A 1,397-nucleotide genomic window follows, 5' to 3' on the forward strand; every position below is an offset into this window, starting at 1 on the left:
GTGCGCTGGTGGTGGCGGTCACCGGCGTGGCCCCGTCGCCGTTGAAGGTGACCGTCGCACCCGGAACGGGCACGCCGTTGCACAGCACCACCGCGGACACGACGGTGGGCTGGCCGACGACTATCGGGCCGACCACCGGCTGGATGATGACCACCGAACAGGTCGGCGGCGCCGGCACGGTGACGGTGATCGGCGCGAAGGTGCAGGCCGCACAGGTGCCGGCGGCGGGGGTGAAGCTGACCCCCACCACCTGACCGGCCGTCAGCGCCAGTCCCAGACTGACCTGCCCAACCACGCCGTTGACCACCGGGGCGGTGACCGTGCCCCCGCCCGGCAGGGTGTAGGTCAGGGTGCCGTTGACGGAAATCAGGCCGGCGCTGCAGGTCAGGGTGGTCTGGGCGGTCACGAGGCCGCCGACGGCGATCGACAGCGTCGTGGACATGGTCCCGGCCGGCGCCGCGTTGACGGTGACCGTGCCGCTGTCTGCCCCGACCACCGCGGCGACGGCATTCAGGTAGGTCACCAGGACCGGCTGCGCGCCGGAGCCGACAGCCGTGAACGTCGCCGGTCCGGCGGCGCCGGCGACCACCGGCAGCGACTGCGGGGCGGCGCCGTCATAGAAGAAGACAGCGGTGACGGCCCCCGCGGGCGCGCCGGTGGCCGTGGCGGTGAAGGCGGAACACGCCGCCACGGGGGTGGGAACGATGGTTACTGCCATGTGAGCAGCCCCTTGAGTGAGTCGGGAGTGGGGCTGCCCGAACACGGCCGCGCCAGAAGGTACGGCCGACGAATTCCACCTGTCAGGGGTGCCCGTGCATGGGGACGGTGACCCGTCAAGCGATCACCACCCCGACGCCCCGACAGGGGAATGGGCACCCCACAGTCGGTCACCGCCATTACAACCACACCAGCCGGCCAAAGCCATACCCTCCCGATCGAATAACCCGTATGAACCAACGTTCGGAGCACCACCACACCCAACAGTCCCTCCGATCACGGAACTTGCACCGCACGGGGCGCACTGCACGACTCCGCACGCCCCGTTCCCACCACACTGACCGCCTGCCGGAGCGGTACGCCGGCAGCCGCCGGCGGGGACGAGCGGCGATCAACCCGGCCATGTACTCCAGCCCCCGCCCTCGCGGCTCCGATCCGGTGAAGCGCGACGCAAAGCGGTTATGCAACCCCGCGGGCACCGCCTTCCACTCCTCGACCTGCCCCGCCCCAAGCTCGATCACCGCCAAGTCAAATCATGATCAAGTGCGGTTGCGGTATCAGGGCGCGAGCCGTGCCTTCCGCGGGCTGAATCGCTGCGGGTTTGACCGAGACTCCTTCTCTTGGAAGGATCGAGTCCGTTATGAGGAAGCCATACCCCAGTGAGGTCCGGGAGCGGGCGG

Annotated in this window: 1 pseudogene; it reads right to left on the reverse strand. The window is 69.8% G+C overall.

Going from position 1 to position 1,397, the window contains the following annotated elements:
- Positions 1 to 718, reverse strand: a pseudogene (locus ACH4J0_RS42880) (hypothetical protein); the annotation flags it as partial.
- Positions 719 to 1,397: the final 679 nt, after the last annotated feature.

The sequence above is a fragment of the Kitasatospora sp. NPDC017646 genome (genome assembly GCF_044329365.1).
Classification (GTDB): domain Bacteria; phylum Actinomycetota; class Actinomycetes; order Streptomycetales; family Streptomycetaceae; genus Kitasatospora.